The sequence below is a fragment of the Pseudomonas fakonensis genome, from assembly GCF_019139895.1.
In the GTDB taxonomy this organism is placed as follows: Bacteria; Pseudomonadota; Gammaproteobacteria; order Pseudomonadales; family Pseudomonadaceae; genus Aquipseudomonas; species Aquipseudomonas fakonensis.
This window is the reverse complement of the sequence record NZ_CP077076.1, coordinates 4,973,408-4,998,584: the sequence shown is the minus strand read 5'-3', so window position 1 is coordinate 4,998,584 and position 25,177 is coordinate 4,973,408. Positions and strand designations below refer to the sequence as shown.

The 25,177-nt window shown below is 64.8% G+C and carries 28 protein-coding genes; 17 read left to right on the top strand and 11 right to left on the bottom strand.

Annotation, left to right across the window (positions count from 1 at the left end; genetic code table 11):
* The first annotated feature begins 16 nt into the window (after nucleotides 1-16).
* The 5 genes from KSS94_RS22020 (at nucleotide 17) to tldD (ending at nucleotide 8,326) form a co-directional block, all read left to right on the top strand.
* On the top strand, nucleotides 17-616 hold the full coding sequence (locus KSS94_RS22020) for a Maf family protein (protein WP_217840170.1): 600 nt from the start codon (nucleotides 17-19) through the stop codon (nucleotides 614-616).
* 54 nt (nucleotides 617-670) lie between these two features.
* On the top strand, nucleotides 671-2,128 hold the full coding sequence (rng, locus tag KSS94_RS22015) for a ribonuclease G (RefSeq protein WP_217840169.1): 1,458 nt from the start codon (nucleotides 671-673) through the stop codon (nucleotides 2,126-2,128).
* 82 nt (nucleotides 2,129-2,210) lie between these two features.
* Nucleotides 2,211-6,023, top strand: a complete 3,813-nt coding sequence (locus KSS94_RS22010) for a YhdP family protein (protein WP_217840168.1) — start codon at nucleotides 2,211-2,213, stop codon at nucleotides 6,021-6,023.
* Nucleotides 6,024-6,032: 9 nt separating this feature from the next.
* Nucleotides 6,033-6,884 (top strand): carbon-nitrogen hydrolase family protein, encoded by an 852-nt coding sequence (locus KSS94_RS22005; protein WP_217840167.1) that lies wholly within the window; start codon nucleotides 6,033-6,035, stop codon nucleotides 6,882-6,884.
* Nucleotides 6,885-6,886: 2 nt separating this feature from the next.
* Nucleotides 6,887-8,326 carry a metalloprotease TldD gene (gene tldD, locus KSS94_RS22000; RefSeq protein ID WP_217840166.1) on the top strand — a complete coding sequence of 480 codons (1,440 nt, stop codon included), beginning with the start codon at nucleotides 6,887-6,889 and terminating at the stop codon, nucleotides 8,324-8,326.
* Nucleotides 8,327-8,403: 77 nt separating this feature from the next.
* On the opposite strand, the gene yjgA is transcribed toward tldD, so the two are convergent.
* Nucleotides 8,404-8,925, bottom strand: coding sequence for a ribosome biogenesis factor YjgA (gene yjgA / locus KSS94_RS21995; protein WP_217840165.1), 522 nt, complete (start codon nucleotides 8,923-8,925; stop codon nucleotides 8,404-8,406).
* Between the two features lie 109 nt (nucleotides 8,926-9,034).
* Between yjgA and pmbA the strand changes: the two genes are divergently transcribed.
* The 6 genes from pmbA (at nucleotide 9,035) to KSS94_RS21965 (ending at nucleotide 14,352) form a co-directional block, all read left to right on the top strand.
* Nucleotides 9,035-10,381, top strand: coding sequence for a metalloprotease PmbA (pmbA, locus tag KSS94_RS21990; RefSeq protein ID WP_217840164.1), 1,347 nt, complete (start codon nucleotides 9,035-9,037; stop codon nucleotides 10,379-10,381).
* 196 nt (nucleotides 10,382-10,577) lie between these two features.
* On the top strand, nucleotides 10,578-10,979 hold the full coding sequence (locus KSS94_RS21985) for a FagA protein (RefSeq protein ID WP_217840163.1): 402 nt from the start codon (nucleotides 10,578-10,580) through the stop codon (nucleotides 10,977-10,979).
* Entirely contained in the window at nucleotides 10,972-12,348 is a 1,377-nt protein-coding gene (locus tag KSS94_RS21980) for a class II fumarate hydratase (RefSeq protein WP_217840162.1), read from the top strand. The genes KSS94_RS21985 and KSS94_RS21980 overlap by 8 nt, the downstream gene beginning before the upstream one ends.
* A 25-nt stretch (nucleotides 12,349-12,373) precedes the next feature.
* The gene (locus tag KSS94_RS21975) at nucleotides 12,374-12,835 is read left to right on the top strand and encodes a DUF2753 family protein (protein WP_217840161.1); all 462 of its coding nucleotides are present in this window, start codon (nucleotides 12,374-12,376) and stop codon (nucleotides 12,833-12,835) included.
* Nucleotide 12,836: 1 nt separating this feature from the next.
* Nucleotides 12,837-13,448: a superoxide dismutase gene (locus KSS94_RS21970; RefSeq protein WP_217840160.1), complete on the top strand. Its 612-nt coding sequence runs from the start codon at nucleotides 12,837-12,839 to the stop codon at nucleotides 13,446-13,448.
* A 10-nt stretch (nucleotides 13,449-13,458) separates the two neighbouring features.
* Nucleotides 13,459-14,352, top strand: a complete 894-nt coding sequence (locus KSS94_RS21965) for a ZIP family metal transporter (RefSeq protein ID WP_217840159.1) — start codon at nucleotides 13,459-13,461, stop codon at nucleotides 14,350-14,352.
* Nucleotides 14,353-14,511: 159 nt separating this feature from the next.
* Here the strand turns inward: KSS94_RS21965 and KSS94_RS21960 are convergent, their stop codons facing one another.
* The 10 genes from KSS94_RS21960 to KSS94_RS21915 all read right to left on the bottom strand — a co-directional run bounded on the left by KSS94_RS21960 (nucleotide 14,512) and on the right by KSS94_RS21915 (nucleotide 21,512).
* The gene (locus tag KSS94_RS21960; protein ID WP_217840158.1) at nucleotides 14,512-14,784 is read right to left on the bottom strand and encodes an HPr family phosphocarrier protein; all 273 of its coding nucleotides are present in this window, start codon (nucleotides 14,782-14,784) and stop codon (nucleotides 14,512-14,514) included.
* A gap of 20 nt (nucleotides 14,785-14,804) precedes the next feature.
* Nucleotides 14,805-15,659, bottom strand: coding sequence for an RNase adapter RapZ (rapZ, locus tag KSS94_RS21955; RefSeq protein ID WP_217840157.1), 855 nt, complete (start codon nucleotides 15,657-15,659; stop codon nucleotides 14,805-14,807).
* 2 nt (nucleotides 15,660-15,661) lie between these two features.
* A complete protein-coding gene (gene ptsN / locus KSS94_RS21950) occupies nucleotides 15,662-16,126 on the bottom strand; it encodes a PTS IIA-like nitrogen regulatory protein PtsN (protein WP_217840156.1) in 465 nt (154 codons plus the stop codon).
* An 11-nt stretch (nucleotides 16,127-16,137) separates the two neighbouring features.
* Nucleotides 16,138-16,446 carry a ribosome hibernation-promoting factor, HPF/YfiA family gene (gene hpf, locus KSS94_RS21945; protein WP_217840155.1) on the bottom strand — a complete coding sequence of 103 codons (309 nt, stop codon included), beginning with the start codon at nucleotides 16,444-16,446 and terminating at the stop codon, nucleotides 16,138-16,140.
* A gap of 78 nt (nucleotides 16,447-16,524) precedes the next feature.
* Complete coding sequence (locus KSS94_RS21940) at nucleotides 16,525-18,021, bottom strand: RNA polymerase factor sigma-54 (RefSeq protein WP_217840154.1); 1,497 nt, start codon at nucleotides 18,019-18,021, stop codon at nucleotides 16,525-16,527.
* A gap of 173 nt (nucleotides 18,022-18,194) precedes the next feature.
* On the bottom strand, nucleotides 18,195-18,920 hold the full coding sequence (lptB, locus tag KSS94_RS21935; protein WP_217840153.1) for an LPS export ABC transporter ATP-binding protein: 726 nt from the start codon (nucleotides 18,918-18,920) through the stop codon (nucleotides 18,195-18,197).
* The gene (gene lptA / locus KSS94_RS21930) at nucleotides 18,921-19,445 is read right to left on the bottom strand and encodes a lipopolysaccharide transport periplasmic protein LptA (RefSeq protein ID WP_217840152.1); all 525 of its coding nucleotides are present in this window, start codon (nucleotides 19,443-19,445) and stop codon (nucleotides 18,921-18,923) included.
* Nucleotides 19,432-20,004 (bottom strand): LPS export ABC transporter periplasmic protein LptC, encoded by a 573-nt coding sequence (gene lptC / locus KSS94_RS21925; RefSeq protein ID WP_217840151.1) that lies wholly within the window; start codon nucleotides 20,002-20,004, stop codon nucleotides 19,432-19,434. The genes lptA and lptC overlap by 14 nt, the downstream gene beginning before the upstream one ends.
* A gap of 8 nt (nucleotides 20,005-20,012) precedes the next feature.
* Nucleotides 20,013-20,537, bottom strand: a complete 525-nt coding sequence (locus KSS94_RS21920) for a KdsC family phosphatase (RefSeq protein ID WP_217840150.1) — start codon at nucleotides 20,535-20,537, stop codon at nucleotides 20,013-20,015.
* A complete protein-coding gene (locus KSS94_RS21915; protein ID WP_217840149.1) occupies nucleotides 20,538-21,512 on the bottom strand; it encodes a KpsF/GutQ family sugar-phosphate isomerase in 975 nt (324 codons plus the stop codon).
* Nucleotides 21,513-21,758: 246 nt separating this feature from the next.
* Between KSS94_RS21915 and KSS94_RS21910 the strand changes: the two genes are divergently transcribed.
* From KSS94_RS21910 to KSS94_RS21885, 6 genes are all read left to right on the top strand, one after another.
* On the top strand, nucleotides 21,759-22,568 hold the full coding sequence (locus tag KSS94_RS21910) for an ATP-binding cassette domain-containing protein (RefSeq protein ID WP_217840148.1): 810 nt from the start codon (nucleotides 21,759-21,761) through the stop codon (nucleotides 22,566-22,568).
* Nucleotides 22,568-23,365: a lipid asymmetry maintenance ABC transporter permease subunit MlaE gene (gene mlaE, locus KSS94_RS21905; protein ID WP_217840147.1), complete on the top strand. Its 798-nt coding sequence runs from the start codon at nucleotides 22,568-22,570 to the stop codon at nucleotides 23,363-23,365. Before KSS94_RS21910 ends, mlaE begins: the two co-directional genes overlap by 1 nt.
* Nucleotides 23,365-23,850: an outer membrane lipid asymmetry maintenance protein MlaD gene (mlaD, locus tag KSS94_RS21900; RefSeq protein WP_217840146.1), complete on the top strand. Its 486-nt coding sequence runs from the start codon at nucleotides 23,365-23,367 to the stop codon at nucleotides 23,848-23,850. Before mlaE ends, mlaD begins: the two co-directional genes overlap by 1 nt.
* A gap of 9 nt (nucleotides 23,851-23,859) precedes the next feature.
* Nucleotides 23,860-24,513 carry an MlaC/ttg2D family ABC transporter substrate-binding protein gene (locus tag KSS94_RS21895; RefSeq protein WP_217840145.1) on the top strand — a complete coding sequence of 218 codons (654 nt, stop codon included), beginning with the start codon at nucleotides 23,860-23,862 and terminating at the stop codon, nucleotides 24,511-24,513.
* Entirely contained in the window at nucleotides 24,510-24,812 is a 303-nt protein-coding gene (locus KSS94_RS21890; RefSeq protein ID WP_217840144.1) for an STAS domain-containing protein, read from the top strand. Before KSS94_RS21895 ends, KSS94_RS21890 begins: the two co-directional genes overlap by 4 nt.
* 118 nt (nucleotides 24,813-24,930) lie before the next feature.
* Nucleotides 24,931-25,170 carry a BolA family protein gene (locus KSS94_RS21885; protein ID WP_110993420.1) on the top strand — a complete coding sequence of 80 codons (240 nt, stop codon included), beginning with the start codon at nucleotides 24,931-24,933 and terminating at the stop codon, nucleotides 25,168-25,170.
* Nucleotides 25,171-25,177: the final 7 nt, after the last annotated feature.

The window sequence follows — 25,177 nt, the reverse complement described above, 5'->3', positions numbered from 1 at the left end:
ACAGGGAGACGTCCGCATGACCCAGCTGTACCTTGCCTCCGGCTCGCCACGCCGACGTGAACTGCTGACCCAGATCGGCGTACCCTTCACCGTGGTCAGTGCGCCCATCGATGAAACCCCGCTACCCGGCGAGGCCCCGGCTGCCTACGTAGAGCGCCTGGCCCAGGCCAAGGCGGTGGCCGGTTTCGCCCACACCGACGGCAACGGCGTGGTGCTGGGGGCCGATACCACCGTGGTGCTGGATGGCGCCATCCTCGGCAAGCCAGCAAACCGCGAGCAGGCCCTGGCCATGCTCGGCGACCTGTCCAAGCGCGAGCACCAGGTGCTCACCGCCGTGGCCCTGACCGACGGCAAGCGCAGCATCAGCCGCTGCGTCAGCACCACAGTACGTTTTCGCACCATCTCCTTCGAAGAAGCCCTGCGCTACTGGGACAGCGGCGAGCCGCTGGACAAGGCCGGTGGCTATGCCATCCAGGGCCTGGGCGCGGTCTTCGTCAGCGCTATCGAAGGCAGTTACTCGGCCGTGGTCGGCCTGCCCCTGAGTGAAACCGCCGAGCTGCTGGAGCAGTTCGCCATTGCCTGCTGGCAACTGCCGGAGGATTTCGCGCAGCCCTAGCCAGCCCCTTGCAAGCGATCCATCATTACCCAAGCCCATAGACGAGAGCCTGCCATGAGTGAAGAGATCCTGATCAACATCACCCCGATGGAATCACGCGTGGCGGTGGTGGAGAACGGCGTCCTGCAGGAAGTGCATGTCGAGCGCACCCAGCGCCGCGGCATCGTCGGCAACATCTACAAGGGCAAGGTGGTGCGGGTGCTGCCGGGCATGCAGGCGGCGTTCGTCGATATCGGTCTTGAGCGCGCAGCGTTCATCCACGCCTCGGAAATTTCCCAGCGCGAAGGCTCGGCGGTCGAGACCATCACCGCGCTGGTGCACGAAGGCCAGGCGCTGGTGGTGCAGGTGACCAAGGACCCGATCGGCACCAAGGGCGCGCGCCTGACCACCCAGCTGTCGATCCCGTCGCGCTACCTGGTGTACATGCCGCGCAGCAGCCACGTCGGTATTTCGCTGAAGATCGAGGAAGAAGCCGAGCGTGATCGCCTCAAGCAGGTGGTTACCGACTGCATGGCCCAGGAGGACATGAAAGACGCCGGCGGCTTCATTTTGCGCACCGCCGCCGAAGGCGCGCGGGCCGAAGACATCCTGCAGGACATCCGCTACCTGCGCAGGCTGTGGGAGCAGATCGGCTCGCAGATCCAGACCTGCGGTGCGCCGACGGTCATCTATGAGGACCTGGGCCTGGCGCTGCGCACCCTGCGCGACCTGGTCAACGCCAAGATCGAGAAGATCCGCATCGATTCCCGGGAAACCTTCCAGAAGACCACGCAGTTCGTTGCCGAGCTGATGCCGGAGATCGCCGACCGCCTGGAGCACTACCCCGGCGAACGGCCGATATTCGACCTGTACGGTGTCGAGGACGAAATCCAGCGCGCCCTGGAGCGCAAGGTGCCGCTCAAGTCCGGTGGCTACCTGGTGGTCGACCCGGCCGAGGCGATGACCACCATCGACGTCAACACCGGGGCCTTCGTCGGCCACCGCAACCTCGAAGAGACCATCTTCAAGACCAACCTCGAGGCGGCCACCGCCATTGCCCGGCAGCTGCGCCTGCGTAACATCGGTGGGATCATCATCATCGACTTCATCGACATGGAGGACGAGGAGCACCAGCGCCAGGTGCTGCGCACCTTGGAGAAGCAGCTCGAGCGTGATCATGCCAAGACCAACATCATCGGCATCACCGAGCTGGGCCTGGTGCAGATGACCCGCAAGCGCACCCGTGAAAGCCTCGAGCAGGTGCTGTGCGAGCCCTGCGCGGCATGCCAGGGGCGGGGCAAGCTGAAGACCCCTGAGACCATTTGTTACGAAATTTTCCGCGAAATCCTCCGCGAAGCCCGCGCCTACCAGGCCGAAGGCTACCGGGTGCTGGCCAACCAGAAGGTGGTCGACCGCCTGCTGGACGAAGAGTCGGGCAATGTCGCCGAACTTGAAGCCTTCATCGGGCGAACCATTCGTTTCCAGGTCGAGTCCATGTATTCCCAGGAACAATACGATGTGGTGCTGCTCTGACCCTCGCTGAACGCGGTCGCCCCAGGGAAGGGCTGGCAAAGCGCTATTCACCGGCCATAGTTAAGGGACGACTCGGAGGGCCATGGGCATGGAACGTCTGACCCGCGTTCTGGGCGCCTTGACCCGCTGGGGGCTGGCATTCTGTGCCCTGCTTGCGGTGCTGGTGGCGCTGTACGTCAGCGTCGGTCGGCAACTGGTACCGCTGGTCGCCGAATACCGTGCAGACGTCGAGCTCAAGGCCGAACAGGCCTTGGGCCTGCCCGTGCACGTCGGTGCCCTGGAAGGCCGCTGGAGCGGCCTGGCCCCGGTGTTGCGGGTGCGTGATTTGCAGTTGGGCGAGGGCAGCGATGCCTTGCGCCTGGACGACGTGAAACTGGTACCCGACCTGTGGGCCAGCCTCAAGGCCCGCGAGGTGCGCCTGGCGCGCATCCAGCTGGGTGGCCTGCAACTGATCCTGCGTGAAGACGAGCACGGCGCCTGGGCGCTGGAAGGCCTGCCGCACAAGGATGACAGCCCGCTGGAGCCGAGCGAGGCGCTCAAGCGCCTGCGCCAGTTGGGGCGCATCGACCTGTTTGACAGCCAGGTCACCTTGCAGCCCTGGCAGCGCGAGCCACTGACCCTGACCTACGTCAGCCTCGGCCTGCAGGCTGGCGCTGCGCGCCAGAGCCTCGACCTGCGCGCCACGCTGCCCGATGGCCAGCCCCTGGCGGTCAGCCTGCGCAGCCGTGCCAGCGCGAAAAACTGGCGTGACACCAGCCTGCAAGCCTACCTGAGCCTGCCGCAAAGCGACTGGGCGCGCTGGCTGCCGCCGCGCCTGCTGGGCCAGTGGCAGGCCGGCACGCTGCGCGCCGGCGGCGAGTTCTGGGTCGACTGGCGCAAGGGCCAACTGCAGCAGGCGGTGGTACGCCTGAACGCCCCGCAGCTCAAGGGCGCCTATACCGGGCGCAAGGCGGTGACCGTCGACGATCTGGCGCTCAATGCCTGGTTCCAGCGCCGTGGCGATGGCTTCGATGTGACGCTGGACTCGCTGGCGGCAACCTTGGGCAAGGCCCGCTGGGAGTCGCACCTGCAACTGGCCCAGCGTGCTGGCGACACGCCTGCCGAGGAATCCTGGCTGATCCAGGCTGACCGCCTCGAGCTGACTCCGCTGACCCCGCTGATCGATGCCTTGGCGCCCTTGCCGGACAAGCTGATGACCGTGGTCGATGCGCTCAAGGTCACCGGCACCCTGCGCAACGTGCGGGCCGAGCTGCGGCCCAAGGCCGAGGGCGACCAGCGTGTGCAGTTTGCCGCCAACCTGGACAAGGTCGGCTTCGATGCCTACCACGGCGCACCGGCGGCAGGGAATGTCAGCGGCGCCATCAGCGGCGACCTCGGCAAGGGCGAACTGCGCCTCGATACCAACGACTTCATGCTGCATCTGTACCCGATCTTCGCCAAACCCTGGCACTACCAGAAGGCCAACGCCCGCCTCACCTGGACCTTGGACCAGCAGGTATTCACCCTGGTGGCGCCGTACATCAAGGTGCTGGGCGAGGAAGGCAAGGTTGCTGCGGACTTCCTGATCCGTCTGCACCTGGAGCCTGGCCACGAGGACTACATGGACCTGCGCGTCGGCATGACCGAAGGCGATGGCCGCTACACCGCCAAGTACCTGCCCGAGGTGCTCAGCCCGGCGCTGGACGAGTGGCTGCGCAGCGCCATCGTCAAGGGCAACGTCGACCAGGGCTACTTCCAGTACCAGGGCTCGCTCAACCACGGCGCGCCGCCCCACGCCCGCGACATCAGCCTGTATTTCAAGGTGCATGACGCCGCCCTGGACTTCCAGCCCGGCTGGCCACAGGTGCAGCAGGTGGACGGCGAGGTGTTCATCGAAGATACCGGCGTGCGCATCAAGGCCAGCCGCGGCCAGTTGCTCGACACCAAGGTCAGCAACGTGAAGGTCGACATCCCCCATGTCGAGGCCGGCGAGCACAGCCACCTGTACCTGGATGCCGATTTCGACGGCAGCCTTGGCGACGGCCTGAAGATTCTCAAGGAAACCCCCATCGGCACTGGCGAGATCTTCGCCGGTTGGGAGGGTGAAGGCCCGCTGAACGGCAAGGTCAAGCTGGACGTGCCGCTGGAGCGCGGCCAGCGCCCGAAGGTGCTGGTGGACTTCGCCACACAAGGCGCCACGCTCAAGATCGCCCCGCCAGCCCTGGAACTCAGCCAGCTCAAGGGTGATTTCAGCTTCGACCTCGACAAGGGCTTGAGCGCCAAGGCGGTCACCCTGCAGGCGTTCGGCAAGTCGGTCAGCGCGCAGATAGCCGCCGAAGGCAAGGGGCAGATCCAGACCCGCATCAACGCCACCGGCCAGGTTGGGGTCAAGGCGCTCACCGATTGGATGCAGGTACAGCAGGCGCTACCAGTGTCCGGCGACATCCCGTATCAGTTGCAGGTGACCCTGGGCGGGCAGGATAACCGGCTCACCGTCAATTCATCGCTCAAGGGCGTGGCCATCGACCTGCCGGCGCCATTCGGCAAGGCGGCGGCGGACACCCGCGACAGCCGTTTCAGCCTCACCCTGCAAGGCGCCGAGCGACGAATCGACGCCGCCTACGCCGACCTTGCCCGTTTCGCTTACGCAGCACCTGCCGAAAAGCTCGGCCAGGGCCGTGGCGAGCTGGTGCTGGGCACTGATCCTGCGGTGCCGCCCAGCGGCCAGGGCCTGCGCGTGCGCGGGCGCCTCGATGCCCTGGACCTGGCACCCTGGCAGGAGCAGGCAGCGCGCCTGGCCGGCAACGACCCCGGCGGCAGCGCCCGGCAGAACCTGCAAAGCGTCGACCTGAGCATCGGCCAGCTCAAGGCCTTCGGCATCGACCTTAACCAGGCGGTGGTGCGCCTGGCGCGCGGCGGCCCGGCCTGGGACCTGCGCCTGGACAGCAAAGAGGTGATTGGCAACGCGCGTATCCCCGATGCCAAGGGCGCGCCGATGGCGATCCGCCTGCAGACCTTGCGCCTGCCAGCGGCCGACCCCGCGCAACCGCAGGACGACAATGCCCCCGACCCGCTGGCCGGCTTCGACCCGCGCAAGGTGCCGCCGCTGGACCTGAGCATCGACAAGCTGTACCGCGGCGACGACCTGTTCGGCAGCGCCTCGCTGAAGTTGCGCCAGAATGCACGTGGCCTGGCAATGGACGACATCGACCTGGACCTCAAGGGCCTGCGCATCGACGGCAGCGGCGGCTGGGAAGGCCTGCCGGGCAGTACCTCGAGCTGGTACAAGGGCCGGGTGGACGGCAAGAACCTGGGCGACGTGCTCAAGGCCTGGGGCTTTGCCCCCACCGTCACCAGCCGGGATTTCCGCATGGACGTGGACGGTCGCTGGCCGGGTTCGCCGGCCTGGGTCAGCCTGAACCGTTTTTCCGGCAGTCTGGATGCCGCACTGCGCTCTGGCCAGTTCGTCGAAGTGGAGGGCAGCGCCCAGGCCCTGCGGGTATTCGGCCTGCTCAACTTCAACTCCATTGGCCGGCGCCTGCGCCTGGACTTCAGCGACCTGTTCAGCAAGGGCCTGGCCTACGACCGGGTCAAGGGCCTGCTGGTGGCCAGCGAAGGGGTGTACGTGACCCGCGAGCCGATCAGCGTCACCGGGCCATCGAGCAACTTCGAACTGGACGGTACCCTGGACTTCGTGCGCGACCGCATCGACGCCAACCTGCAGGTGAGCCTGCCAGTGACCAACAACCTGCCTCTGGCGGCGCTGATCGTCGGTGCGCCGGCGGTGGGCGGGGCATTGTTTTTGGTCGACCGCCTGATCGGCGACCGCGTGTCGCGCTTTGCCAGCGTGCACTATCGGGTCGAAGGGCCGGTCAAAGAGCCTAAGATCACCTTTGTGAAACCGTTCGACAAATAAGGGGTGGCGATGAAGGCAGCAGTGATCCAGATGGTCAGCCAGGACGATGTGCTGGCCAACCTGCAACGCGCAGGCGCCCTGCTTGAGCAGGCTGCCGCGGGCGGTGCGCGGCTGGCGGTGCTGCCGGAGAACTTCGCCGCCATGGGCCGGCGTGATGCCGCTGCCATTGGCCGCGCCGAGGCGCTGGGCGAAGGGCCGATCCTGCCGTGGTTGAAACGCACTGCCCGCGACCTCAAGTTATGGATAGTGGCCGGCACCTTGCCGTTGCCGCCGGTCGGCCAGCCCGATGCCAAGGCCCATGCCTGCTCGCTGCTGATCGACGAGCACGGCGAAATCGCCGCCCGTTACGACAAGCTGCACCTGTTCGATGTGGACGTGGCCGACAACCGTGGCCGCTACCGTGAATCGGACGACTACGCCCATGGCGGCCAGGTGGTGGTGGCCGACACCCCGGTCGGGCGCGTGGGCCTGACGGTGTGCTACGACCTGCGCTTCCCCGAGCTGTACAGCGCCTTGCGCGCCGCCGGGGCCGAGCTGATCACGGCACCTGCGGCGTTCACCGCAGTGACCGGGGCCGCGCACTGGGAAGTGCTGATTCGTGCGCGGGCCATCGAGACACAATGTTACCTGCTGGCGGCCGCCCAGGGCGGCCTGCACCCAGGCCCACGGGAAACCCACGGGCAGGCAGCGATCATCGACCCATGGGGGCGGATCGTTGCACAACAGGCGCGCGGCGAGGCGGTACTGCTGGCCACCCGCGACCCTGAAGAACAGGCGTCCATCCGGGCGCGCATGCCGGTGCTGAGCCACCGGCGCTTTTTCTCGCAGGACGCCTTGCGGCCTGCTCAGACCTCGGAGTGACTATGAGCCAGATGTTAACCACCGTCAGCGAGCAGCTTCTGGCCCCCGGCGGCCTGGGGCTGGAAAGCCTGCAGGCTGTGCTGGGCGAGCTGGCCGGCCCCGGTATCGACGCTGCCGACCTGTACTTCCAGGGCCAGGTTTCGGAAACCTGGGCGCTGGAGGACGGCATCGTCAAGGAAGGCAGTTTCAACCTCGACCAGGGCGTGGGCGTGCGTGCCCAGTCCGGTGAGAAGACCGGCTTCGCCTACAGCAACGCGATCAACCTCGAGGCCCTGACCTCGGCGGCGCGCGCTGCCCGTTCGATCTCCCGTGCCGGGCAGAACGGCAAGGTGCAGGCCTTCCGCAGCCAGGAAGTGACCGCGCTGTATGGCCAGGACAACCCGCTGGACGTGCTGACCCGCGCCGAAAAAGTCGAGCTGCTCAAGCGCGTCGACGCCGCCACCCGTGCCCTCGACCCGCGCATTCAGCAGGTCAGCGTGAGCATGGCCGGGGTTTGGGAGCGCATTCTGGTGGCGGCCGCCGACGGCAGCCTGGCCGCCGATGTGCGTCCGCTGGTGCGTTTCAACGTGAGTGTGATCGTCGAGCAGAACGGCCGCCGCGAGCGCGGTGGGCAGGGTGGGGGCGGGCGTACCGACTACCGCTATTTCACCGAAGAGCGGGTGATGGGCTATGCCCGCGAGGCGCTGCGCCAGGCACTGGTCAACCTCGAAGCGATTCCGGCGCCGGCCGGCACGCTGCCGGTGGTGCTCGGTTCGGGTTGGTCCGGGGTGCTGCTGCACGAGGCGGTCGGCCATGGCCTTGAAGGCGACTTCAACCGCAAGGGCAGCTCGGCCTTCAGCGGCCGCATCGGCGAGCAGGTGGCCTCGAAGTTGTGCACCATCGTCGATGACGGCACCCTCGAAGGCCGCCGCGGTTCGCTCAGCGTCGATGACGAGGGCACGCCCACCGAGTGCACCACGTTGATCGAGAACGGCATTCTCAAGGGCTACATGCAGGACAAGCTCAACGCGCGGCTGATGGGCATGGCCGTGACCGGCAACGGTCGGCGTGAATCCTACGCGCACCTGCCGATGCCGCGTATGACCAACACCTACATGCGCGCCGGCGACAGCGACCCGCAAGAGATCATCGCCTCGGTGAAGAAGGGCATCTACTGCGCGAATCTGGGCGGCGGCCAGGTGGACATCACCAGCGGCAAGTTCGTGTTCTCCACCAGTGAGGCCTACCTGATCGAGGACGGCAAGATCACCGCGCCAGTCAAGGGCGCCACGCTGATCGGCAATGGGCCGGAGGCGATGAGCCGGGTGTCGATGGTCGGCAACGACCTGGCGCTGGACAGCGGTGTGGGCACCTGCGGCAAGGATGGGCAGTCGGTACCGGTGGGGGTTGGCCAGCCGACCTTGAAGCTGGATGCCATTACCGTCGGCGGTACCGGCGCTTGATCAACGATCGCGGGGCAAGCCCGCTCCCACCTATGCCTGCAACGGCTGCGTGGGAGCGGGCTTGCCCCGCGATGGCCTTAACGCAACCCGCGCTGGGTTTCGTCGAGGTCGCGGATGTACTTGAACACCTTGCGCGCGGCGGCAGGCGGTTTGTTGCGCGCCTTTTCGTGCTGGGCATGACGGATCAGCGAGCGCAGGTGCTGGCGGTCGGTGTCGGGGTACTCGTTGACGAAGCGTTCGAGGTCCTCGTCGTTACCGTCGATCAAGCGGTCGCGCCAGCGCTCCAAGCCGTGGAAGCGTTCGTTGTACTGGCGGGTCGAGCTGTCGACCTGCTCGAGCACGGCATGAATGCCGTCCAGGTCTTGCACGCGCATCAGCTTGCCGACAAACGACATGTGGCGTTTGCGGGCGCCATGGGCCGTGTGCTTGCTGGCTTCTTCCAGCGCCTTGCGCAGCTCGTCGGTGAGCGGCAGGCGAGCCAGGGTTTCGGCCTTGAGCGTGGTCAGGCGTTCGCCGAGTTCGACCAGCGCATGCAGCTCGCGCTTGATCTGGGTTTTGCTTTTTTCGCCATCGAAGGCGTCGTCGTAAGAATCAACCATGGGGGCAGCTCGCAGGAAATCGCCGCCATGATAACCAGTCGGGGGCCGCTTGTCCGGCCCGGTCGTAGAATGACCCAAGCCGTACGCAGAATTTTCAGTGGAGAGAACCATGAGTGCAGTCCAGAGCGTAGGCCCCAAGGACCTGCCGGTGTTGCAGGAGCAGGTCGAAGCGATCGTCGCCGAGGCGCGCCGCCAGGGGGCCAGTGCCTGCGAAGTGGCGGTGTCGCTGGAGCAGGGCCTGTCCACCACGGTGCGCCAGCGCGAAGTCGAGACCGTCGAGTTCAACCGCGACCAGGGTTTTGGCATCACCCTCTACGTTGGCCAGCGCAAGGGCTCGGCCAGCACCTCGGCCAGCGGCCCTGAGGCCATCCGCGAAACCGTCGCGGCGGCGCTGGCCATTGCCAAGCACACCTCCGAAGACGAGTGCTCGGGCCTGGCCGACGCGGCGCTGATGGCCCGCGAATTCCCCGACCTGGACCTGTACCACGACTGGGACATCGAGCCGGAGAAGGCCATCGAAATGGCGCTGGCCTGCGAGGCGGCGGCGTTCGACGCCGACAAGCGCATCCTCAATGCCGATGGCACTAGCCTCAACACCCACCAGGGCGTGCGGGTATATGGTAACAGCCACGGTTTCATCGGCGGCTACGCCTCCACCCGCCACAGCCTGAGTTGCGTGATGATCGCCGAGGGCGACGGGCAGATGCAGCGCGACTACTGGTATGACGTCAACCGCCAGGGCGAGCTGCTGGCCGACCCGCGCAGCATCGGCCAGCGCGCCGCGCAACGTGCTGCCAGCCGCCTGGGCGCCCGCCCGGTGCCAACCTGCGAGGTGCCGGTGCTGTTCAGCGCCGAGTTGGCCGGTGGTTTGTTCGGCAGCTTCCTGGGGGCGATCTCCGGCGGCAACCTGTACCGCAAGTCGTCGTTCCTTGAAGGCAGCCTCGGCCAGCGCCTGTTCCCCAGCTGGTTGACCCTCGACGAGCGCCCGCACATCCCGCGCGCGCTGGGCAGCGCGGCGTTCGACGGCGATGGCCTGGCCACCTACGCCAAGCCGTTCGTCGACAAGGGTGAGCTGGTGTCGTACATCCTCGGCACCTATTCCGGGCGCAAACTGAAGCTGCCGAGCACGGCCAACGCCGGTGGTGTGCACAACCTGTTCGTCACCCATGGCGTGGAAGACCAGGCGGCGCTGATCCGGCGCATGGGCCGCGGCCTGCTGGTGACCGAGCTGATGGGCCACGGGCTGAACATGGTGACCGGCGATTATTCGCGCGGTGCGGCGGGCTTCTGGGTCGAGAATGGTGAAATCCAGCACGCGGTGCAGGAAGTGACCATTGCCGGCAATATGAAGGACATGTTCCAGCAGATCGTCGCCATTGGCAGCGATATCGAGACGCGCAGCAATATCCACAGTGGCTCGGTGCTGATCGAGCGCATGACGGTTGCGGGTAGCTGATGTTTGGGGCCCTATCGCCGGCAAGCCGGCTCCTGCAGAGGTCATTGCAGGAGCCGGCTTGCCGGCGATAGGGCCAGACCTGCAACCCCAATATCCCGACCCGGCCATCGCGCCGGTTTTTTTGTTTGTCGCCGAACACTTGAAGTGATTCTATTTATCACTTAATAATGAATATCATTATCCAGTAACCCGGCCAATGACGTTCATGAAATCCGTCCTCCACGAACTGCCCTACCTGGAAAACTGGCGCTGGCTCAGCCGGCGCATCCGTTGCGCCCTAGAACCTGACGAGCCGCGCCTGATCGAGCACTACCTGGCCGAAGGCCGCTACCTGGTGTGCTGCACCGAAACCTCGCCATGGACGGTGGCCCTGACCTCATTCCGCCTGCTGCTGGATACCGCCTGCGACCGCATGTTGCCCTGGCACTGGCGCTGCCTGTGCCTGGACCAGGCCTGGCGCCCGCTGCTCGACCTGCGCAACCTCGACCGCCGTGAACAGAACCTGCGCTGGCAACCCTATGCCATGCAGCTCGCCAACTGCGTGCTGCTGCCGTCGATTTCTCCCGATGAACTGATGCAAGGATTCGAAGATGAGTGATACCCGTATCGAGCGTGACAGCATGGGCGAACTGCAGGTGCCGGCCCAGGCCCTGTACGGTGCCCAGACCCAGCGCGCGGTCGACAACTTCCCGGTCAGCGGCAAGCCGATGCCGGCCCAGTTCATTCGCGCACTGCTGCTGGCCAAGGCCGCGGCGGCCAAGGCCAACGTCGAGCTTTCGCAATTGAGCGCAGGGCAGGGCGGGGCGATCGTCAAGGCGGTGGAGCAGCTGCTGGCCGAAGACTTCATCCAGCACTTCCCGGTGGATGTGTTCCAGACCGGCTCCGGTACCAGTTCGAACATGAACGCCAACGAGGTGATCGCCACCCTGGCCAGCCGCGTGCTGGGTGAGCCGGTCAATGCCAACGACCACGTCAACTGTGGCCAGAGCAGCAACGACATCATCCCCACCACCATCCACGTCAGCGCTGCCCTGGCCTTGCACGAGCAACTGCTGCCGGCCCTGCGCCACCTCACCCAGGTGATCGATGCCAAGGCGGTCGAGGTGCACAAGCACGTCAAGACCGGCCGAACCCACCTGATGGACGCCATGCCGGTGCGCATGAGCCAGGTGCTCGGTGGCTGGTCGGCCCAGATCAAGGGCGCCCAGGCGCACATCGAAGCCACCCTGCCGGCGCTGCAAGCCCTGGCCCAGGGCGGCACTGCGGTGGGTACCGGCATCAACGCCCACCCGCAGTTCGCGGCCGGCTTTGCCCGCCAGCTCAGCGGCCTGACCCAGGTCGAGTTCACTCAAGGTGAGAACCTGTTCGCCCTGATCGGCTCCCAGGACACCGCCGTGGCGCTGTCTGGTCAGCTCAAGACCGCAGCCGTGGCGCTGATGAAAATCGCCAACGACCTGCGCTGGATGAACTCCGGCCCCCTGGCAGGCCTGGGCGAGATCGAGCTGCAGGGCCTGCAGCCAGGCTCCTCGATCATGCCAGGCAAGGTCAACCCGGTGATCCCGGAAGCCACTGCCATGGTGGCTGCGCAAGTGATCGGCAACGACGCCACCATCGCCGTGGCCGGCCAGTCGGGCAACTTCGAGCTGAACGTGATGCTGCCGGTCATCGCCCGCAACCTGCTGGAGAGCATCGAGCTGATGGCCAACGTCAGCCGCCTGCTGGCCGACAAGGCCATCGCCACGTTCAAGGTCAACGAGGGCAAGCTCAAGGAAGCGCTGTCGCGCAACCCGATCCTGGTCACCGCGCTGAACCCGATCATCGGCTACCTGAAGGCCGCCGAAATCGCCAAGACCGCCTACAAGCAGGGCCGGCCGATCATCGACGTGGCGCTGGAGCACACCGACCTGTCCCGCGACCAGCTCGAAGCCCTGCTCGACCCGGAAAAACTCACCGCCGGCGGCATCTGAGCCGAGGCCGCCCAGGAGGCACGTCATGCAGCACTTCAGACGCACCACGCAAAACGCCAACCGCCTGTTCGAGCAGGGCGAGCTGGTCGATGCCCGGGAACACTACCTGCAAGCGCTGGCCCTGGCCCAGGTGCTGTTCGAGCGCTGGCATGACGTTGACGAAGCGGTGGCCGCACTGGTCATCGCTCACCACAACCTGGCCGACCTGCACCTGCGCCTGAACCAGCCCCACGAAAGCGCCGACTACCTGTGCGCGGCGCATGAGCGCCTGCTGCAGGCAGCCGGCGAGGCGCGGCTGGCCCAGGCGTTGCGCGATGCCGCGCTGCGGCACAGCTCGCGCACCTATACCGAACTGCTGAATTTCATCGCTGAGTACGGCCAGTACCCGCGCACCGCGCGCCTGCTCAACCGCCAGGCGCCCGCTGCCAGTGAACTGGTCGCTCAGACGGACAACAACGACCGCACCCCAGCCTACGGAATCCACTGACATGCCCCATACCTTGCCTGCACTGCCCTACGCCTACGAGGCCCTGGAGCCGCACATCGATACCGCGACCATGGAGATTCACCACACCAAGCACCACCAGACCTACGTCAATGGCCTGAACGCGGCCATCGAGGGCACCGAATGGGCCGACTGGCCGGTGGAAAAACTGGTGGGGGCGGTGAAGACGCTGCCCGAGAACCTGCGTGGCGCGGTGACCAACCACGGCGGCGGCCACGCCAACCACAGCCTGTTCTGGACCATCATGTCGCCCAAGGGCGGCGGCCAGCCGCAGGGTGAGGTGGCCAAGGCCATCGACGCGCAACTGGGTGGTTTCGAGGCGTTCAAGGAGGCCTTCACCAAGGCCGCACTGACCCGCTTCGGCAGCGGCTGGGCCTGGCTCAGCGTCACCCCGCAGAAAACCCTGGTGGTCGAAAGCAGCGGCAACCAGGACAGCCCGCTGATGCACGGCAACACGCCGATCCTCGGCCTGGACGTGTGGGAGCACGCCTACTACCTCAAGTACCAGAACCGTCGCCCGGAATACATTGGCGCCTTCTACAACGTGGTTGACTGGGCCGAAGTGCAACGTCGCTACCTTGAAGCTTTGAAGTGAGCCGACCGGTATGCGCTCGGCCGTGATGTCTGTCAGCAGTGTGCGCCTGTTCCGCCTGGCGCTGGGGACCTTGCTGTTGCTGGTCGGCAGCGCCTTGCTGGTGGCCCGGGGTATCGCCTGGCTCGACCTCGAGCCGCGCATGCTGCGCGCCCTCGAGGGCGGCGCCTTGTGTGCCCTGGGCACGGCGTTGGGCGCGGTACCGGTGCTGGTGATACGCAACATGCCAGTGGCGCTGGCTGACACCCTGCTGGGCTTCGGCGCCGGGGTGATGCTGGCGGCCACCGCGTTTTCCCTGATCATCCCTGGGCTGGATGCGGCGCAGTCCATCGGTTTCAGCCCTTGGGGCGCCGGTGGGCTGATCAGCAGCGGTTTGCTGTTTGGCGCGCTGTGCCTGTTCCTGATCGACCTGAAGGTGTCCGGCGCATCGCCCGAGGCGTTGGTGGGTACCGCCCAGCAACCGGTGATCGCCGCGCGGATCTGGCTGTTCGTCATTGCCATCGTCGCTCACAACATCCCTGAAGGCATGGCCATCGGGGTGTCTGCCGGTGGCGGCATGCCCGACGCCGACAGCCTGGCCATGGGCATCGCCCTGCAGGACGTGCCCGAGGGCCTGGTGATTGCGCTGGTGCTGGCGGGGGCGGGCATGCCGCGCTTCAAGGCGTTCCTGATCGGCGCTGCCTCCGGCCTGGTGGAGCCGCTGGCGGCGGTGCTCTGCGCGTGGCTGGTGAACATCGCCGAGCTGCTGTTGCCGCTGGGCCTGGCCTGCGCGGCGGGGGCGATGTTGTTGGTGGTCACCCAGGAAATCATCCCCGAGTCACGCAGCAACGGGCATCACCGCCTGGCCAGCCTGGGGCTGTGCGTGGGGTTCTGCCTGATGATGGTGATGGATACGGCGATGTCGTAAGTGCTGGCGAGGCGTTGGCAGTAACTGTCTTGCCTGAACTGGCCTCATCGCCGGCAAGCCGGCTCCTACAGGAACCGCGCTGGCTTGAAGGTTGCGCGACCCCTGTAGGAGCCGGCTTGCCGGCGATGAGGCCGGTACAGGCAGCAGAGCGGGGGGGGCTCACTCGCCTTCGTCGAAGAAATTCTCGATCAGCTCGACCAACGCCTGCATGGCCTCGCCATCCTGCTCACCCTCGGTGAACAGGTGCACCGGGGTGCCCTTGCCGGCAGCGAGCATCATCACCGCCATGATGCTCTTGCCGTCCACCAGCTTGTCCGGTGCGCGGCCGACCCGCACCTGGCAGGGGAAGCGCCCGGCTACGCCTACGAACTTGGCGGCCGCGCGGGCGTGCAGGCCCAGCTTGTTGATGATGGTGATTTCGCGGGCGGGCATCGTGGGGCGGATCCTGTGGGCTAGAGGTCGCGGTGGCGGACCTGGACGTTTTTCAGGGCGGGTTGGAGCAGCTGGCCGAGCCGTTCGGTGATGTACACCGAGCGGTGATGGCCGCCGGTGCAGCCGATGGCGATGGTGACATAGGCGCGGTTGCTGGCAGCAAAGCGCGGCAGCCACTTGAGCAGGTAGCTGGAAATATCGTTGAACATCTCTTCGACGTCGGGCTGGGCGGCCAGGTAGTCGATCACCGGCTGTTCGAGGCCCGAATGCTCGCGAAGTTCCGGCTTCCAGTAGGGGTTGGGCAGGCAGCGCACATCGAACACCAGGTCGGCGTCCACCGGCATGCCACGTTTGAAGCCGAACGACTCGATCAGAAACGCCGTGCCGGGTTCGGGTTGGTTCAGCAGGCGCAGCTTGATCGAGTCGCGCAACTGGTAGAGGTTGAGGCTGGTGGTGTCGATCTTGAGGTCGGCAAGGTCGGCGATGGGGCCCAGCAGCTCGCTTTCGACGCGGATGGCCTCGGCCAGCGAGCGGCTCTGGTTGGTCAGCGGGTGGCGGCGGCGGGTTTCGGAAAAGCGCTTGAGCAGGGTGTCTTCGTCAGCGTCCAGGTACAACACGTCGCACTGGATATGCCGGGCGCGTGCTTCTTCCAGCAGTTCGGGGAAGCGTGACAGGTGGCTGGGCAGGTTGCGCGCATCGATCGATACCGCAACCTTGGGTTGCAGCAGCTCGGTGTTGATCAGCGCGTTCTCTGCCAACTGCGGCAACAACCCGGCGGGCAGGTTGTCGATGCAGTAGAAACCGTTGTCTTCCAACACGTCCAGGGCGGTGCTCTTGCCGGAGCCGGAGCGGCCGCTGACGATGATCAGGCGCATGGTCAGTGCTCGTTCTGTACGTCCAGGACAACCTGGAACAGGGCCTCGCTGCTGTCGGCGGCGCGCAGGCGATCGCGGACCTCCTTGCGATCGAGCATGCTGGCGATCTGGCGCAGCAGTTCAAGGTGGGCATCGGTGGCTGCTTCCGGGACCAGCAGGACGAACAGCAGGTCGACCGGCGCGCCATCGATGGCGTCGTAATCGATGGGGGCGTCCAGGTGCAGCAGCGCACTTACCGGTGCGGTGCAGCCTTCGAGCCGGCAGTGGGGGATGGCGATGCCATTGCCAAAGCCGGTGGAGCCCAGTTTTTCGCGAGCGATGAGCTTGTCGAAGACGTCTTGCATCTCCAGCTCGGGTACTTGCTCGGCGATCAGGTTGGCGACCTTTTCCAGGGCGCGCTTTTTACTGCCACCCGGCACGTTCACGAGGGAACGGCCGGGGGTCAGGATGGTTTCAAGTCGGATCATGGATGAGGGGATCAGCGGGCGGCTGCGCCTTGCAGCAGGCTTTGCTGTTTTTCCTTGTGTTTTTTCAGTTGGCGGTCGAGCTTGTCAGCCAGGGCATCGATCGCGGCATACATGTCGGTGTGTTCGGCGTTGGCGACCACTTCGCCGCCGGGAATCTGGAGTGTTGCTTCAACCTTCTGCTGCAGCTTTTCGACTTTCATGATCACCGTTGCATTGGTGATCTTGTCGAAATGCCCTTCCACGCGGGCGAGCTTCTCGAGCACGTAATCGCGCAGTGGTTGGGTAACTTCTACATGCTGGCCACTGATGTTGACTTGCATACAGCTTCTCCTTTGTTGCCCGTGCATAAAGAGGCAGGTATTGCACCTGCCACTGAAACGCTGTGGCACATCCCGGGGCTACATCAGTCGCTTGCGCTCGCTTGACGGGGCAATCCCCAGCGACTCGCGGTACTTGGCGACGGTGCGACGGGCTACCTGGATGCCTTGTGCCTCCAGTAAACCAGCGATCTTGCTGTCACTCAATGGCTTTTTTTGGTTTTCCGCGGCGACCAGTTTCTTGATGATTGCGCGGATCGCCGTGGACGAGCATTCGCCGCCTTCGGCCGTGCTGACGTGGCTGGAGAAAAAGTATTTCAGTTCGTAGATGCCACGCGGGGTGTGCATGTATTTTTGTGTGGTAACCCGCGAGATGGTCGACTCGTGCATGCCCACCGCCTCGGCGATGTCGTGCAGCACCAACGGCTTCATCGCCTCGTCGCCGTGGTCGAGGAAGCCGCGCTGGTGCTCGACGATCTGCGTGGCCACCTTCATCAGCGTCTCGTTGCGGCTTTGCAGGCTCTTGATGAACCAGCGCGCCTCCTGCAACTGGTTGCGCATGAAAGTGTTGTCGGCGCTGGTGTCGGCGCGGCGCACGAAGCCTGCGTACTGCGGGTTGACCCGCAAGCGCGGGATGGCTTCCTGGTTGAGTTCAACCAGCCAGCGGTCGCTGTCCTTGCGCACGATCACATCCGGCACCACGTATTCGGGCTCGCTGGACTCGATCTGCGAGCCCGGGCGCGGATTGAGCGTCTGCACCAGCTCGATGACCTGGCGCAGTTCGTCTTCCTTGAGCTTCATGCGCCGCATCAGCTGGCTGTAGTCACGGCTGCCGAGCAGGTCGATGTAGTCGGTGACCAGGCGCTGGGCCTCGGCCATCCACGGCGTGCTGGCCGGCAACTGGCGCAGTTGCAGCAGCAGGCATTCACCCAGCGAGCGGGCACCGATGCCGGCCGGTTCGAATTGCTGGATGCGGTGCAGCACCGCTTCGACTTCATCCAGCTCGATGTCGAGCTCGGGGTCGAAGCCTGCGCAGATTTCTTCGAGGGTGTCCTCGAGGTAGCCCTGGCCGTTGATGCTGTCGATCAGGGTGACGGCGATCAGGCGGTCGGTGTCGGACATCGGCGCCAGGTTGAGCTGCCACAGCAGGTGGCTTTGCAGGCTTTCGCCTACCGAGGTGCGGGTGGTGAAGTCCCACTCATCGTCATCGTTGCTGGGCAGGCTGCTGGCGCTGGTCTGGTAGATGTCTTCCCAGGCAGTGTCGACCGGCAGTTCGTTGGGGATGCGTTCGGCCCACTCGCCGTCTTCGAGTTGCTCGCTATTGTTGCTGGCGGCCTCCTGGAAGCTGGTGTCCTGGACTTCGGCGACCGGCTTGTTCTCGGCGTTGTCCGCCATCGGGTCGCTGTTGTCGAAATCGTCGCCGTCTTCCTGACGTTCGAGCATCGGGTTCGACTCCAGCGCTTCCTGGATTTCCTGCTGGAGGTCCAGGGTGGAGAGCTGGAGCAGACGGATGGCCTGTTGCAACTGCGGGGTCATCGTCAGTTGCTGGCCCATTTTTAGGACGAGCGATGGTTTCATGGCTGGGGCTTAATACCTTGTTCGCCGGCGCGCATGCGCCATCCACTACATGTAGGGCGCTTGGGCGCCGATTTTAAGCAAGTTATATGCCTGAAAATGCAGCGTTTGCCTAGAGCACTGTAACACTTAAGCCTGCGATGGCTCGGTACGCCAGTGCTCCGGGCAGACCAGGGTCAGAGGCGGAACTCGTGACCCAGGTAGACTTCCTTGACCAGCTGGTTGGCCAGGATGGTCTCGGCATCGCCTTCGGCGATCAGCTGGCCGTCGTTGACGATGTAAGCGGTTTCGCAGATATCCAGGGTTTCGCGAACGTTGTGGTCGGTGATCAGTACACCGATGCCCTTGTTCTTGAGGTGGTGGATGATCTGCTTGATGTCGCCCACGGAAATCGGGTCGACGCCGGCAAAAGGTTCGTCCAGCAGGATGAACTTGGGGGCGGTGGCCAGGGCGCGGGCGATCTCGACACGGCGGCGTTCACCGCCGGACAGGCTCATGCCGAGGTTGTCGCGGATGTGGCTGATGTGGAACTCCTGCAGCAGGCTTTCCAGCTCCTTGCGCCGGCCTTCGCGGTCGAGGTCCTTGCGGGTCTCGAGGATGGCCATGATGTTGTCGGCCACCGACAGCTTGCGGAAGATCGAGGCTTCCTGCGGCAGGTAGCCGATGCCGGCCTGGGCACGGCCGTGCATGGGCTGGTGGCTGACGTCGTGGCTGTCGATCAGTACGCGGCCCTGATCGGCCTGGACCAGGCCGACGATCATGTAGAAGCAAGTGGTCTTGCCGGCGCCGTTGGGGCCGAGCAGGCCGACGATCTGGCCGCTGTCGATGGACAGGCTGACATCGCGGACGACTTGCCGGCCCTTGTAGCTCTTGGCCAGGTGCTGGGCTTTGAGGGTTGCCATTTACTCGGCCTTTTTCTTCGGTTGAATGACCATGTCGATGCGCTGACGTGGTGCAGTCACGTTGCCGCCGCGACCGGCGGTGGCGACTTGAGTCTTGGTGTTGTAGACGATCTTCTCGCCTTCGGTGGTGTTGCCTTCGTTCTCCACCTTGGCGCGGTCGGTGAGCACCACCAGGTCTTTTTGCGCCTGGTACTGGATGGTCACGGCCCAGCCTTTCATCTTGTCCGTCTTGGCGGCGCTCTGCTGCTGCTCGAAGTAGGCCAGGTTGCCCACCGAGGTGACCACGTCGATGTCGCCGTTGGCCGAGCGGGTCATGGTCACGGTGTTGCCTTTGATCATCATCGAGCCCTGGGTGATGATCACGTCGCCAGTGTAGGTGGCCACGCCTTGCTTGTCGTCCAGGTGGGCGTTGTCCGCCTGGATGCGGATCGGCTGGTCACGGTCGTTCGGCAGGGCGAAGGCGCTCGCGCTTCCCAGTGCAACGCCCAGGCTGAGCAGAAGGGGGATGGTTTTAACGAGCCTCATACTGTCCTCTTACGTTAGAGAGCAGGTCCATCCTGCCTTCTTTCAAATACGCTTTCATTCCTTTGCCCGTAGTTGTGCCACCGGCGCCGTCGATTCTAACGGCTTGCTCGGTCTGCGCATATTCCTTCTGCGGGAACACGGTCATGCGGGTGGTGGTGATGATGGTTTCACGCTTCTTTTCGTCGGTGCGCGCCACGCGCACGGCGTCGATCAGCTCGACCTCGGTGCCGTCCGGGTTGACCTCGGCGGTTTTGCTCTGCACGTGCCACGGGAACTGGGTACCACGGTACAGGTGCAGGTCGGGCGTGGTCACCAGGGTGACTTCGCTGGCCTTCATGTGCTCGACCTTGTCGGCGGTCATTTCGTACTGCAGCTGGCCTTCCGGGGTGTACTGCACGCTGTGGGCGTTGATCGCGTAGTAGTCGATGGCGCTCTCGTCGACCTGTGCGGCCGGCTTGTCGAGGAAGCTTTCGGGGCTGACGTTCCAGTAGCCGACCGCCACCAGTACGGCGGCGATGGCGCCGAGTACGGCGAAGTTCTTGACCTTCTTGCTGAGCATGGGCGGCCTTACAGGTAGTGAGCGTTGGCAGCGTCCAGGGTGCCCTGGGCCTGCATGATCAGTTCGCAGAACTCGCGGGCGGCGCCTTCGCCGCCGCGTGCCTGGGTGACGCCATGGGCGTGCTCGCGCACGAACGAGGCGGCATTTTGCACCGCCATGCCCAGGCCTACCCGGCGGATCACCGGCAGGTCGGGCAGGTCGTCGCCCAAGTAGGCGACTTGCTCGTAGCTTAGTTTGAGTTCGGCCAGCAGGCCGTCGAGCACCACCATTTTGTCCTCACGGCCCTGGAACAGGTGCGGGATGCCCAGGTTCTGCGCCCGACGCTCGACCACCGGGGTCTTGCGCCCGCTGATGATCGCGGTGGTCACGCCCGAGGCCATGAGCATCTTGATGCCATGGCCGTCGAGGGTGTTGAAGGTCTTGAACTCGCTGCCGTCTTCAAGGAAGTACAGGCGCCCGTCGGTGAGCACGCCGTCGACGTCGAACACCGCCAGCTTGATGGCCTTGGCGCGTTGCATCAGGTCCTGGTTCATTTACATCACTCCGGCGCGCAGCAGGTCGTGCATGTTCAGGGCGCCGGTAGGGCGGTCGGCCTGGTCGACGACCACGAGGGCGCTGATCTTGTGGTCTTCCATGATTTTCAGTGCCTCGGCGGCGAGCATCTCGGCGCGGGCGGTCTTGCCGTGCACAGTCATCACCTGGTCGATGAGGGTCTTGTGCACGTCGATGTTGCGGTCCAGGCTGCGGCGCAGGTCACCGTCGGTGAACACGCCGGCCAGTGTACCGTCTTGCTCCAGCACCACGGTCATGCCCAGACCTTTGCGGGACATTTCAAGCAGGGCGTCTTTGAGTAGCGTGCCACGCTGCACCTGGGGCAGTTCGTCGCCGCTGTGCATCACGTTTTCCACCTTCAACAGCAGGCGGCGGCCCAGGGCACCGCCGGGGTGCGAGAAGGCGAAGTCCTCGGCGGTGAAGCCACGGGCCTCGAGCAGGGCGATGGCCAGTGCATCGCCCAGCACCAGCGCGGCCGTGGTGGAGGAGGTCGGGGCCAGGTTCAGCGGGCAGGCTTCCTGCGCCACCGCGGCGTCGAGGTTGACCTCGGCGGCCTGGGCCAGAGGCGAGTCGGGGTTGCCGGTCAGGCTGATCATCTGGATGCCCAGGCGCTTGATCAGCGGCAGCAGGGTGACGATCTCGGCGGTGCTGCCCGAGTTGGACAGGGCCAGGATGACATCGTCGCGGGTGATCATGCCCATGTCGCCATGGCTGGCTTCGGCCGGGTGGACGAAGAACGATGGGGTGCCGGTGCTGGCCAGGGTGGCGGCGATCTTGTTGCCGATATGCCCGGACTTGCCCATGCCAACCACCACCACCCGGCCCTTGCTGGCCAGGATCAGCTCGCAGGCCTTGACGAAATCACCGTCGATGCGGGCCAGCAGGGCCTCCACGGCCTCGAGTTCGAGGCGCAGGGTGCGCTGGGCGGATTGGATCAGCTCGCTGGATTGGCTCATGTCGAAAACGCAATGCCTGATGAAAAGGCGGCGATTATAGCCGCAATGTGTGAAAGGCTCATCCTTCGAATGTCATATGCATGTCGCGCAAGTCTGTCTGTGCCCTGAACGAGTCGGGTGACGGCCTTGGGGCGGGCGTACCAGCGGTGCTATAGTTCGCCGCTATTCGGCCCGCCGGGGAACCAGTGTGCCTTCAAGATGGAGGCAGGCGTCCATGGAGACGAGGCTGCACTGCAAGGAGTCTAGATGAGTGTGGATAGCGCCTACGCGGTCGAGTTGAAGGGCGTCTCCTTCAAGCGCGGTTCGCGCAGCATTTTCAGCAACGTGGACATCCGCATTCCCCGCGGCAAGGTCACCGGCATCATGGGCCCGTCGGGCTGCGGCAAGACCACCTTGCTGCGCCTGATGGGCGCACAGTTGCGCCCGTCAGGCGGCGAAGTGTGGGTCAACGGGCAGAACCTGCCCGCGTTGTCCCGCGGCGACCTGTTCGACGCCCGCAAACAAATGGGTGTGTTGTTCCAGAGCGGTGCCCTGTTCACCGACCTCGATGTGTTCGAGAACGTCGCTTTTCCGCTGCGGGTGCACACCGGGCTTTCGGACGAGATGATCCGTGACATCGTTCTGATGAAGCTGCAGGCCGTGGGCCTGCGTGGCGCCATCGACCTGATGCCCGATGAGTTGTCCGGTGGCATGAAGCGCCGTGTGGCACTGGCCCGGGCGATTGCCCTGGACCCGCAGATCCTCATGTACGACGAGCCGTTCGTCGGCCAGGACCCGATCGCCATGGGTGTGCTGGTGCGTCTTATCCGGCTGCTCAACGATGCCCTGGGTATCACCAGCATCGTTGTTTCCCATGACCTTGCAGAAACTGCCAGCATCGCCGACTACATCTATGTGGTGGGTGACGGCCAGGTGCTGGGTCAGGGTACGCCGGACGAGCTGATGGGCTCGGACAACCCGCGTATTCGCCAGTTCATGAAGGGCGACCCGGATGGCCCGGTCCCGTTCCACTTCCCTGCGCCTGACTACCGCGCCGACCTGTTGGGGGCGCGTTGATGCGCAGAAAATCCATTCTTGAACGTATTCGCCTGTTTGGCCGCGCCGCCATCGACGTGCTGGCCGTGCTCGGGCGCTCCTGCCTGTTCCTCGGCCATGCCCTGATCGGCCGCGGCGGCATCGGCGGCAGCTTCCAGTTGCTGACCAAGCAGCTTTACTCGGTGGGTGTGCTGTCGCTGGCGATCATCGTCGTGTCCGGCGTGTTCATTGGCATGGTGCTGGCCCTGCAGGGCTACAGCATCCTCACCAAATACGGCTCGGAGCAGGCGGTGGGCCAGATGGTTGCCCTGACCCTGCTGCGTGAACTGGGGCCGGTAGTCACCGCGCTGCTGTTCGCTGGCCGTGCCGGTTCTGCGCTGACTGCCGAAATCGGCAACATGAAGTCCACCGAGCAGTTGTCGAGCCTGGAGATGATCGGCGTCGACCCGCTCAAGTACATCGTCGCCCCGCGCCTGTGGGCCGGTTTCATCTCGTTGCCGCTGCTGGCGCTGATCTTCAGCGTGGTGGGCATCTGGGGTGGCTCGTGGGTGGCCGTGGACTGGCTGGGGGTCTACGAGGGCTCGTTCTGGGCCAACATGCAAAACAGCGTTTCGTTCAGCGACGACGTGCTCAACGGGCTGATCAAGAGCCTGGTGTTCGCCTTCGTCGTCACCTGGATCGCCGTATTCCAGGGGTATGACTGTGAGCCCACCTCAGAAGGGATCAGCCGTGCCACCACCAGGACCGTGGTTTATGCCTCATTGGCAGTGCTGGGTCTGGACTTTATTCTGACCGCCTTGATGTTTGGAGATTTCTGATGCAAAACCGCACCCTGGAAATCGGTGTCGGCCTGTTCCTCCTGGCCGGGATCCTGGCGCTGCTGCTGCTGGCCCTGCGTGTCAGCGGGCTGTCGGCCAGCCCGAGCAGCGACACGTACAAAGTTTATGCGTACTTCGACAATATCGCCGGTTTGACTGTCAGAGCTAAGGTGACCATGGCCGGTGTGACAATCGGCAAGGTCACGGCAATCGATCTGGACCGCGACTCGTACACTGGCCGGGTCACGTTGCAGCTGAACAAGAACGTCGACAACCTGCCGACCGACTCCACTGCCTCGATCCTGACCGCAGGCCTTTTGGGCGAGAAGTACATCGGTATCAGCGTGGGCGGTGAAGACGCGGTACTCAAGGATGGCAGCACCATCCACGACACCCAGTCGGCGCTGGTGCTGGAAGACCTGATCGGCAAGTTCCTGCTCAACTCGGTGGGCAAGGAACCGAAAGAAGCACAACCGGCTAATTAAGGAGTCTCCATGATTTCCATCCTGCGACGTGGCCTGCTGGTCCTGCTGGCGGCCTTCCCCCTGATGGCCCTGGCCGCGCCAGGGCAGTCTGCCCGTGATGTCATCCAGACCACCACCACGCAACTGCTCAGCGACCTCAAAGCCAACAAAGAGCAGTACAAGGCCAACCCCGAGGCGTTCTACAACGCGCTTAACAGCAACCTCGGCCCGGTGGTCGATGCCGACGGCATTTCGAAAAGCATCATGACCGTCAAGTATTCGCGCAAGGCCACCCCTGCGCAGATGCAGCGCTTCCAGGAAAACTTCAAGCGCAGCCTGATGCAGTTCTATGGCAACGCGCTGCTCGAATACAACAACCAGGGCATCACCGTCGACCCGGCCAAGCCTGAAGACGGCGACCGCAGCAGCGTCGGCATGAAGGTGACTGGCAACAACGGCGCGGTCTACCCGGTGCAGTACACCATGCAGAAGATCGGTGGTGAGTGGAAGGTACGCAACGTCATCGTCAACGGCATCAACATCGGCAAGCTGTTCCGTGACCAGTTCGCCGACGCCATGCAGCGCAACGGCAATGACCTGGACAAGACCATCGACGGTTGGGCCGGCGAAGTGGCCAAGGCCAAGCAGACCGCCGACCAGTCGCCGGACAAGGAAGTCAAATGAGCGAGGCCGGGGTAAGCATGGCCGAGCCGGGCGTGCTGGCGTTGGCCGGCGTGCTCGACTACCGCAGCGGCCCGGCTCTGCGCAAGCAGGGCAAGGCGTTGATCGCCGCCAGCCGCGAGTCGCACCTGGTGCTCGACTGCACCGCGGTGGTCAAGTCGAGCAGTGTCGGGTTGTCGCTGTTGTTGGCGTTCATGCGTGATGCACAAGCCGCCGGCAAGGCCTGCGAGGTGCGCGGCATGCCCAGCGACATGCGCGAAATTGCCGAGGTCTACGACCTTGATGAAGTGCTGGCAGGTTGATGGCCTGCCCGAAGGTGAAGGCCCCTCGGTCAGCGCGCCCCGTCATGGGCTTCGCAGGCGAGGGGCTTTTTTGTATGATGGCCGACCCGCGCGCGTTGGGCGCCGATCGAGGTTGAGCATGCAGGCCGTAGAAGTCAAAAGCTTTCTGGAAGAAAAATTGCCCGGTTCCCGGGTTGAAGTTGAAGGCGAAGGCTGCAACTTCCAGTTGAACGTGATCAGCGACGAGCTCGCCGGCCTGAGCCCGGTCAAGCGTCAGCAGGCGATCTACGCTCACCTCAATCCGTGGATCGCCAACGGCGCCATCCACGCGGTAACCATGAAATTCTTCAGCAGCGCAGCCTGGGCTGAGCGCACCTGAGCCAACT

Excerpts from the sequence above, each read along its gene's own strand:
- KSS94_RS22020 (WP_217840170.1), top strand. The coding sequence starts at position 17 with ATGACCCAGCTGTACCTTGCCTCCGGCTCGCCACGCCGACGTGAACTG.
- rng (WP_217840169.1), top strand. The coding sequence starts at position 671 with ATGAGTGAAGAGATCCTGATCAACATCACCCCGATGGAATCACGCGTG.
- KSS94_RS22010 (WP_217840168.1), top strand. The coding sequence starts at position 2,211 with ATGGGCATGGAACGTCTGACCCGCGTTCTGGGCGCCTTGACCCGCTGG.
- KSS94_RS22005 (WP_217840167.1), top strand. The coding sequence starts at position 6,033 with ATGAAGGCAGCAGTGATCCAGATGGTCAGCCAGGACGATGTGCTGGCC.
- tldD (WP_217840166.1), top strand. The coding sequence starts at position 6,887 with ATGAGCCAGATGTTAACCACCGTCAGCGAGCAGCTTCTGGCCCCCGGC.
- yjgA (WP_217840165.1), bottom strand. The coding sequence starts at position 8,925 with ATGGTTGATTCTTACGACGACGCCTTCGATGGCGAAAAAAGCAAAACC.
- pmbA (WP_217840164.1), top strand. The coding sequence starts at position 9,035 with ATGAGTGCAGTCCAGAGCGTAGGCCCCAAGGACCTGCCGGTGTTGCAG.
- KSS94_RS21985 (WP_217840163.1), top strand. The coding sequence starts at position 10,578 with ATGACGTTCATGAAATCCGTCCTCCACGAACTGCCCTACCTGGAAAAC.
- KSS94_RS21980 (WP_217840162.1), top strand. The coding sequence starts at position 10,972 with ATGAGTGATACCCGTATCGAGCGTGACAGCATGGGCGAACTGCAGGTG.
- KSS94_RS21975 (WP_217840161.1), top strand. The coding sequence starts at position 12,374 with ATGCAGCACTTCAGACGCACCACGCAAAACGCCAACCGCCTGTTCGAG.
- KSS94_RS21970 (WP_217840160.1), top strand. The coding sequence starts at position 12,837 with ATGCCCCATACCTTGCCTGCACTGCCCTACGCCTACGAGGCCCTGGAG.
- KSS94_RS21965 (WP_217840159.1), top strand. The coding sequence starts at position 13,459 with ATGCGCTCGGCCGTGATGTCTGTCAGCAGTGTGCGCCTGTTCCGCCTG.
- KSS94_RS21960 (WP_217840158.1), bottom strand. The coding sequence starts at position 14,784 with ATGCCCGCCCGCGAAATCACCATCATCAACAAGCTGGGCCTGCACGCC.
- rapZ (WP_217840157.1), bottom strand. The coding sequence starts at position 15,659 with ATGCGCCTGATCATCGTCAGCGGCCGCTCCGGCTCCGGCAAGAGCACC.
- ptsN (WP_217840156.1), bottom strand. The coding sequence starts at position 16,126 with ATGATCCGACTTGAAACCATCCTGACCCCCGGCCGTTCCCTCGTGAAC.
- hpf (WP_217840155.1), bottom strand. The coding sequence starts at position 16,446 with ATGCAAGTCAACATCAGTGGCCAGCATGTAGAAGTTACCCAACCACTG.
- KSS94_RS21940 (WP_217840154.1), bottom strand. The coding sequence starts at position 18,021 with ATGAAACCATCGCTCGTCCTAAAAATGGGCCAGCAACTGACGATGACC.
- lptB (WP_217840153.1), bottom strand. The coding sequence starts at position 18,920 with ATGGCAACCCTCAAAGCCCAGCACCTGGCCAAGAGCTACAAGGGCCGG.
- lptA (WP_217840152.1), bottom strand. The coding sequence starts at position 19,445 with ATGAGGCTCGTTAAAACCATCCCCCTTCTGCTCAGCCTGGGCGTTGCA.
- lptC (WP_217840151.1), bottom strand. The coding sequence starts at position 20,004 with ATGCTCAGCAAGAAGGTCAAGAACTTCGCCGTACTCGGCGCCATCGCC.
- KSS94_RS21920 (WP_217840150.1), bottom strand. The coding sequence starts at position 20,537 with ATGAACCAGGACCTGATGCAACGCGCCAAGGCCATCAAGCTGGCGGTG.
- KSS94_RS21915 (WP_217840149.1), bottom strand. The coding sequence starts at position 21,512 with ATGAGCCAATCCAGCGAGCTGATCCAATCCGCCCAGCGCACCCTGCGC.
- KSS94_RS21910 (WP_217840148.1), top strand. The coding sequence starts at position 21,759 with ATGAGTGTGGATAGCGCCTACGCGGTCGAGTTGAAGGGCGTCTCCTTC.
- mlaE (WP_217840147.1), top strand. The coding sequence starts at position 22,568 with ATGCGCAGAAAATCCATTCTTGAACGTATTCGCCTGTTTGGCCGCGCC.
- mlaD (WP_217840146.1), top strand. The coding sequence starts at position 23,365 with ATGCAAAACCGCACCCTGGAAATCGGTGTCGGCCTGTTCCTCCTGGCC.
- KSS94_RS21895 (WP_217840145.1), top strand. The coding sequence starts at position 23,860 with ATGATTTCCATCCTGCGACGTGGCCTGCTGGTCCTGCTGGCGGCCTTC.
- KSS94_RS21890 (WP_217840144.1), top strand. The coding sequence starts at position 24,510 with ATGAGCGAGGCCGGGGTAAGCATGGCCGAGCCGGGCGTGCTGGCGTTG.
- KSS94_RS21885 (WP_110993420.1), top strand. The coding sequence starts at position 24,931 with ATGCAGGCCGTAGAAGTCAAAAGCTTTCTGGAAGAAAAATTGCCCGGT.